Source organism: Desulfuromonadales bacterium (assembly GCA_035620395.1).
In the GTDB taxonomy this organism is placed as follows: domain Bacteria; phylum Desulfobacterota; class Desulfuromonadia; order Desulfuromonadales; family DASPGW01; genus DASPGW01.
The window spans coordinates 1-7396 of sequence record DASPGW010000059.1 but is presented as its reverse complement, the minus strand read 5'-3'; the positions used below and the strand labels follow the sequence as shown (position 1 = coordinate 7396).

Below are 7396 nucleotides of genomic sequence, written 5' to 3'. Positions count from 1 at the left end.
CCCGCCCACATGACCACCAGGGCCGGCTCCTCCTTCAGCACATCCTTGATTTCATCGCTCTTGCGGGTCTTCATATAGGAGTCGTACTGCCGCTGGAAATGCTTGCCCCACTCGGAACTTCTCGACTCGAATTTTTTGATGTCCGGGACGGCGTTGATGGCCTTCTGGTCCGCCTTGTTCTCCTTGATGGAGACGGCAAGCAGCAGCAGAGGGACCATGATGACGACCGATGCGATGGTGACGAACCAGGATCTTTTCATGATTCAATTCTCCTTTGTTGGGTGTCCTATAATTCCTTAACGCCGATATTGTTCTGCGTCGCCAGCAGACTTCGCGTCGTACCGTGGGGCAGGCTCCTGTGGCATTCCCAACAGGGGCGCCCCATCGGAATACCGGATTCCTGGTGATAGGGTTCGCTGTTGGCCATCATCCGGGAGACGACCTCCTGGTGGCAGGAGATGCAGTTGGTCTGGATCCTTTTTGCCGCGTTCCCCTTGATCCTCAGGTTGTTGCCGTAACTGCCCAGGGTCATGGCCAGAGAATGGTTGTAGCCGTCTCTGGATTTCGCGAGCAGCTTGTCGATGAAGGAATTCCTCGGCAGGTGACAGTCCACACAGATGGCGCTGTCCCGGTGGGAGCTGTGCTGCCAGGTGGCATAATGGGCGTTCATGGCGTGACAGTTGATGCAGACCTTGGGATCGCTCGACAGGTAGGACAGCATTTTGGATTCATTCACCACGAAAGCGAACAATCCGACCACGGTGACGACGCAGCAGGCAGCCACGTATTTCATTGCGTTTCCGGTTTCCATAAGCAGCCCTCTGGTTGATTTGGGTTGACAGGTATCCCGTTGTTGCTTTCATGCCCCGGCTTTGATCTGATCAAATAGCAACGGCTGTGCCAGAAGAAAACAAGCCTGATTTCATGAGCTTACATAACTGCCCTGCCGCACCTGTTACTAAGAAGTAGCATTTGATATTTTTCATGTGTTACCATTTAGTAGCAGCTTTTCTTCCCGGCAGGACACTATCCAGAAGACGGACCTTCCAGCATGCAGTTGAGAACCAAATTCATTCTTCTCATCGGTCTGGTGATCTGCTGCTCTTACGGCGTCACCTTCTATCGCACCTCCAGCTTCCAGGAGGACCTGGTCGTCGAACAAGCCACCCGGCAGGCCAAGATGCTCTTCCACCAGATACGGCTCACCCGACAGTGGGTTGCGGACCATAACGGACTCTTTTTCCTCAAGGGGCCGGGGGTCGAGAGCAATCCCTTTCTCGAAGGAGGGCAGATCCAGGATGCGCAGGGCAACTGGCTGGTCAAGCGCAATCCTGCCATGGTCACCCGCGAACTCTCCGTTTATGCGGCCAGGGAAGGCATGGGGCAATTCAACGTCACCAGTCTGCAGCCGGTGAATCCGGCCAATGCGCCCGATGAATTTGAGCGGCGCAGTCTGCGGAAGTTTGAAAAAGGCGCCGAAGAGACGGTGGAGATCGAGAAAATCGCCGGACGCTACCGCCTCCGCTACATGGCCCCGCTGAAGGTGGACGGCAACTGCCTGCAATGCCACTCGGACCAGGGGTATGAAGTCGGTGATATCCGGGGCGGCATGAATGTGACCATCCCGATGGACCTGGCCTTTGCCGAGATAAGGACCAACAACCGGATGCTGCTGAACATTGCCGTGGCCACCATCGTCATCGTGGCGCTGACGATCTTCTTTCTCTTCGACTTCCTGGTCGCCAAACGGCTGAAAATCCTGGCCCTGGAAATGGACCGGTTTCCGGAGCGGCGCGGGGCCGAGAGGGTTCTGCCGGCCGAAGAGAAGGATGAAATCGGTGTGCTGGCCGGCCACTACCGAAAACTCTGCCAGCGCCTCGAGCGCTCGCAGCAGGAGCTCGACGCCACCCGCGAACAGGTCTTCCAGAGCGAGAAGCAGGCGGCTCTCGGTCGGCTTGTCGCGGGGATCTCCCATGAGATCAACAACCCCCTGGGGGGGATGCAGAACTGCATCCAGACGATGAAAAGAAGCATGGATCAGCCGGACCTGCAGGCCCGCTATCTGAATCTGCTGGCGCAGGGGGTCGACAGGATCAAGGGGACGGTGCAGCAGTTGTTGAATATCGGCCGGAAAGAGCCCCTCGTCCTGCGCCGGGGTGATGTCGACGAGATGATCCGCGAATGCCTGGAGCTGACCTGCATGGGGCGCCGCAACGTCACCATGGACCTGCAGCTCGGGGTGGGAAGACCGGTGGTCGTCGGCCTCGAAGCCTTGCGCCAGGTGGTGATGAATCTCGCCGGCAACGCGGTTCAGGCCATGGGGGAAAAAGAAGGCAGGCTCCGGGCGAGGAGCCGACTGGAGAACGATCGTCTGCTGATTGAAATTGCCGATACGGGGCCGGGGATCGACCCCAAACACCTGGACAAGATCTTCGAACCCTTCTTCACCACCAAAGAGGTCGGCGAAGGGACCGGCCTGGGGCTCTCCGTCTCCCATTCGCTGGTCAGCCAGATGGGCGGAGAGCTGACGGCCCGCAACGGGGAGGAGGGCGGAGCGCTCTTCACCGTCGCCGTCCCCCTGCCGGGCGAGATTGCCACCGAAGGAGAGAGTGCATCATGATTCCGCGCATCCTGGTCGCCGAAGATGAAGAGATCATGCGCATCACCGTCCTCGACCACCTGCGCAACCAGGGGTGGCTGGCCGATGCAGCAACGACCGGAACCGAGGCCCTGGAACTGGTCGGGAAAAACCGGTACGAGCTGATCCTCTCCGACATCCGCATGCCGGGACTGGACGGCGAAAGACTGCTGGCCGAAGTGAAGAAGCTGGCGCCGCGGACGGAGGTGGTCATGATGACCGCCCACGGCAGCACCGACAACGCGGTGAACTGCCTTAAAAAAGGGGCGGCGGATTACCTTCTCAAGCCCTTCGATCTGGATGATCTGACCTTTCGCCTCAACCGGCTGCTGGAAATGCAGACGATCAAGGCCCGCTGCGTCTCGCTGGAGCATTGCTGCGGCCAGCGCCGGCCGATCATCGGTTCAAGCGCCCCCATGCAGAAAATGCTCAGCCTCATCAGCCAGGTCGCCCTGGCGGATTCCTCGGTCCTCATCCAGGGGGAAAGCGGCACCGGCAAGGAACTGGTGGCAGCGGCCATCCATTACGAAAGCCGCCGCGCCGGCAAGCCCTACGTCCGGGTGAATTGCGCGGCGATCCCCGCCGGCCTGCTCGAGTCGGAGCTTTTCGGCCACGAAAAAGGCGCCTTCACCGGCGCCGACAAGACGGCTATCGGCAAATTCGAACTGGCGGACCACGGGACCATTCTGCTCGATGAAATCGGCGACATGCCCCTCGATCTGCAGGTTAAATTGCTGCGGGTTCTCCAGGAGCGGGAAATCGACCGGGTGGGTGGCAAAAACCCCGTTCGCATTGATGTTCGGGTCATCTGTGCCACGGCGAAGGACCTCGCGGCCGAAGTGCAGAAAGGCAAGTTCCGGCAGGACCTCTTCTACCGTCTGCAGGTGATTCCAATAGAGGTCCCTCCCCTGCGGCAGAGGGAGGGCGACATTCTCGAACTGGCCGATTTCTTTCTGAAGGAGTTCGGCGGCGAACGGGGCCTTTCCTTTCAACTTTCGGCGGATGCGCGCCAGGCGCTGGAACAGTATCACTACCCCGGCAACGTGCGCGAACTGCGCAACCTCCTGGAGCGGATTTCCGTTCTCGCCCCGGCACCCAGAATCCAGCTATGGGACCTGCCGGTGGAGATCCGCGGCGGCCATAATGGCGGCGACAGCCAGGAGGACAATCTCGCCGCCGCCGTTGCCGAAGCGGAGAGGAAGTGCATTCAAAGGGTACTGGCGAAAACCGGCGACAACAAAACGGAAGCCGCCGCCATTCTCGGGATCAGCCGGAAAAATCTCTGGGAGAAGATGAAGCAGTACGGTTTATAAATCCCTGTCATGCACGGTAGGCCCACTGCGAATATCCAGTCCCGAGATTCAAGTAAAGGCTTGAGGTGTCCTGGAAGTTGCGCAGTTGGCATTTTACGGCCCAAACAGGGAGAAATTCCCTATTTCCAGGATGTCCTGGCAACCGAGAAGGCCGATTACCGTTCCGTGGCTAGTGATTTTTGAGAACAAAAGGTCAGAGATAAAAGCTTTTAAAGACCTCCAAAATCCGCTTTATTCCCTGTGACGAGCAACTCCACAACTGCCATCGCAAAATGGCTGCATCCCGCTCGAACCACAACCGCAGAGAAAGACTTTCTGGCGCCTTGTGATGATGAAAGAGACAGGAGAAACTCCCGAACCGCTGTGTGATTCATCGCAGAATGGCAGGTTCTGCGATTTTCCGCAGGTGCAGCGGTAATAGGTTCCTGGCTCAAGGGTCAGGCTGATGGGCATGCCGACGTCCGGATTTGTTTTTGTCATGGCCATCCCCCTACAATGCTAATCCCCCACCATGGGCAGCCCGCCAGGGATGGTATCGCCTAGTCGACCCAGAAGGCTGGCAGAAGCCAGGTCAACGCCGAGTTCTTCCATGGTTTCCCGTTCCGCTGTACGTCGGGGGCTGTAGTCTGCAAGGTCGACACGGCCGCCAGGAAAACCGATATGTCCTGACCAGTGATCTTTTTCATTGGTGGCGCGTTCAATCAGAAGAATCTCCAGACCACCGGCGCCTTGCTTCAAGATCATCGCCACGGCGGCGTGGGCGCGGTTGCCCGGCTCAATCAGTCGAACCGGGCGATCCGCGAGCTTTTTCCTGATGGTTGCCAGCAAGACCATATTCAATCATCACTTCTGGTTTGGCGTACACGTGTCAGGCATGAGCCACCGAACTGATCCCAGGTACCTGCTCCTTAAGCGTTTTCTAAATCCCCTCAGCATTTAATTCAAGTCGAACAGGATGAACCTGGCCTTGTCCTGGGCGGTAAGGCTCAGTGCCCGTTCTTCACTTATAGCCGCACCGTCGCCAGCTTCAAGTCGATGCCCGCCTAATTCGAGGTCTCCACTGATCACCTGAATCCAGGCATGACGACCCTCTGAAAGGCGGTACTCGACCGTGCTGCCGGCCTCCACCTCCCCCGAATACAGAGCCACATCCTGTTGGAGAATGGCCGAACCGTCCCTGCCGTCCATGGCGGCGAGAAGCTGAAGGGAGTTGGATTTCTTCGGTTCGAACTGCTTTTTCTCATAAGAAGGGTTCAATCCCTTCTCTGCGGGAAGAATCCAGATCTGGAGAAAGTGCACTTCCTCCTTAGCCGAGGGATTGAACTCGCTGTGCATGACGCCCTTCCCTGCAGTGATCCGCTGAACCTCCCCGGCGCGGATGATCTCTTCGTGCCCGAGGTTGTCCTTGTGCCTGAGGGCTCCGGCAAGGACGAAGGAGAGGATCTCCATGTCGCGGTGCGGGTGCAGCGGAAAGCCTGCACCGGCCTGAACCCGGTCCTGGTTGATGACCCGCAAGGTGCGAAAACCCATGTGGGCCGGATCATAATAGGTGTCGAATGAAAAAGTGTGGTAGCTGTCCAGCCAATCGGCCTGGAAATGGCCTCTGTCCTGAGACTTGCGAACGGTGATCATGGTTTTCTCCTTTATCGATCAGCCGGCCTGCCTGATCAATTCGAGGTCGATGATGATCTCCACCTCTTCGCCAATCAGCAGCCCGCCGTTGTCGAGGGTGGCGTTCCAGACGATGCCGAAGTCCCTGCGGTTGATCCGGGTAGTGGCCCTTGCCCCTTTGCGGGTATTGCCCCAGGGGTCCTTGATATCGACGCTCGGGCCGTTAACCAGAAGCTCGACCTGTTTGGTAGCACCATGGAGGGTCAGGTCGCCGACCACCTTGAGTGTGCTGCCCGCGGCCTTCTGGACGCGTTTCGACTTGAAGGTGAACGTCGGATATTTTTCGACATCAAAGAAGTCGGCGCTCTTCAGGTGGGCATCGCGCTTTTCCACGCCGGTATCGATGCTGGCGGCGTTGATGGTGACCTCGATGGTCGAGCGGGTGATATCTTTGTCGTTGATGACTGCGACCCCTTGAACGTCCGGAAAGCTGCCGCGGACATCGGCAATCATCATGTGCTGCACCTTGAAGTGGGCCGCCGAATGATCGGGGTCGACGTTCCAGTTCGCCGCCATGGCCAACGAGGGGGCAATCAGCAGGGTCAGGGCGATCAGGGTCAGAATCAGGCGTTTCATTTGTCATTTTCCTTTCGTTTTAGCGTGTGATGGTTGGGGTTTAGGAAATTACAGTCATTCGCCAAGTTGCCTTTTCGCCAGAATACGGTCCAGGGACCATTTGCCGCCGCCTCTGATGACCAGGGCGAGAGCCATGCCGACGACCAGCAGGTGATACTCGAACCCTTCTCCGGCTTGCTTGCCGGACCAGTTCATGAAAAAACCGTAGGGAACATGCACCATGAGAGCCGCCACCCCTATAGTGGCGCCGACACCCAACGCCGCGATCCTCGTCCCCAGTCCGACCACCAGCCCGAGGGCGCCGAAGGATTCGGCCAGGACCGCCAGCAGGGCAAACAGATAGGGGATGCCCATGTTTTCGGTAAAGTGGTGCATGGTTCCGGCAAAACCATAGCCGCCGAACCACCCCAGCAGCTTCTGGGCGCCGTGCGGGAAAATCACCAGCCCCAGGGTGATACGCAGAATCGTCGACGAGACATCGTCCGTTGTGCCAAGCAGTTTGTCTAACATCGCAGTCTCCATGGTTTGATGGTTGACAATTCAACGTCGAACTACTTGTGTAAAATTTTTTACTCGCCTTGCGCCAGGCCCAGTTTTTTGCACAGCCGAGCCAGCTCTGCCTGCTCTTCGCGCGTCAGAGCGCTCAGGCTCTGAACGACCCCCTGCACATGGACCGGGAAGATTTTCGCGATCAGTTGGGTTCCTGCCTCCGTCAGGTGCAGCGCCACATACCGGCGATCATCGCTGCTACGGATGCGCTCGACCAGTCCCCGGCTCTCCAGGTTGTCGACCACGGTGGTGATGTTGGCGGTGCTCTTGAGGATTTTTTTGGCCACATCCCGCTGGCACAGGGGGCCCAAGTGATAGAGCGCCTCCAGCACACCGAACTGGGAAATGGTCAGGTTCGCTTCGACCAAGTGACGATGGGTGGCGGACGTAACCACTTCTGCGGCCCGCATCAGCTTCACAAAGGCATTCATCGCATCGGCTTCGACCCTGGTTTTGTATAAGGTTCTTTTCATTGCAGCTCCAACATTTAGATTGATATCTAATCATTTGATATCAATCTACATGATGAGCACTTTCCCTGTCAAGCCTTTTTAAGAGACGAATGGCGGATCAGACTTCACAGCCTTGTTGGCAGGGACCCAGTCTTCGCCGACAATGGGCACTCCAATGGATCGCGGTCGTCCAACTT

At 57.8% G+C, this 7396-nt stretch carries 10 protein-coding genes; 2 read left to right on the top strand and 8 right to left on the bottom strand.

The genetic code is table 11. The features are described from left to right. Together VD811_03765 and nrfH are read right to left on the bottom strand one after the other, a co-directional pair. Window positions 1-260, bottom strand: a 260-nt coding sequence (locus VD811_03765) for an ammonia-forming cytochrome c nitrite reductase subunit c552 (protein ID HXV20094.1), incomplete at its 3' end; no start/stop codon positions are given. Window positions 261-286: 26 nt separating this feature from the next. Then, window positions 287-793, bottom strand: a complete 507-nt coding sequence (gene nrfH, locus VD811_03760) for a cytochrome c nitrite reductase small subunit (GenBank protein HXV20093.1) — start codon at window positions 791-793, stop codon at window positions 287-289. Window positions 794-1051: 258 nt separating this feature from the next. Here nrfH and VD811_03755 point away from each other — a divergent pair, with 258 nt between their 5' ends. Together VD811_03755 and VD811_03750 are read left to right on the top strand one after the other, a co-directional pair. After that, on the top strand, window positions 1052-2620 hold the full coding sequence (locus VD811_03755; GenBank protein ID HXV20092.1) for an ATP-binding protein: 1569 nt from the start codon (window positions 1052-1054) through the stop codon (window positions 2618-2620). Further along, window positions 2617-3951, top strand: a complete 1335-nt coding sequence (locus VD811_03750) for a sigma-54 dependent transcriptional regulator (GenBank protein ID HXV20091.1) — start codon at window positions 2617-2619, stop codon at window positions 3949-3951. Before VD811_03755 ends, VD811_03750 begins: the two co-directional genes overlap by 4 nt. A 231-nt stretch (window positions 3952-4182) precedes the next feature. On the opposite strand, the gene VD811_03745 is transcribed toward VD811_03750, so the two are convergent. The 6 genes from VD811_03745 to VD811_03720 form a co-directional block, all read right to left on the bottom strand. Continuing rightward, entirely contained in the window at window positions 4183-4404 is a 222-nt protein-coding gene (locus tag VD811_03745; protein HXV20090.1) for a CDGSH iron-sulfur domain-containing protein, read from the bottom strand. 45 nt (window positions 4405-4449) lie between these two features. Continuing rightward, a complete protein-coding gene (locus VD811_03740) occupies window positions 4450-4785 on the bottom strand; it encodes an NUDIX domain-containing protein (GenBank protein HXV20089.1) in 336 nt (111 codons plus the stop codon). A gap of 102 nt (window positions 4786-4887) precedes the next feature. Next, window positions 4888-5583, bottom strand: a complete 696-nt coding sequence (locus VD811_03735) for a pirin family protein (GenBank protein ID HXV20088.1) — start codon at window positions 5581-5583, stop codon at window positions 4888-4890. An 18-nt stretch (window positions 5584-5601) separates the two neighbouring features. Then, window positions 5602-6198, bottom strand: a complete 597-nt coding sequence (locus tag VD811_03730; GenBank protein HXV20087.1) for a YceI family protein — start codon at window positions 6196-6198, stop codon at window positions 5602-5604. Window positions 6199-6252: 54 nt separating this feature from the next. Then, on the bottom strand, window positions 6253-6708 hold the full coding sequence (locus VD811_03725) for a DoxX family protein (protein ID HXV20086.1): 456 nt from the start codon (window positions 6706-6708) through the stop codon (window positions 6253-6255). 59 nt (window positions 6709-6767) lie between these two features. Continuing rightward, window positions 6768-7220, bottom strand: a complete 453-nt coding sequence (locus tag VD811_03720; GenBank protein HXV20085.1) for a MarR family transcriptional regulator — start codon at window positions 7218-7220, stop codon at window positions 6768-6770. Window positions 7221-7396: the final 176 nt, after the last annotated feature.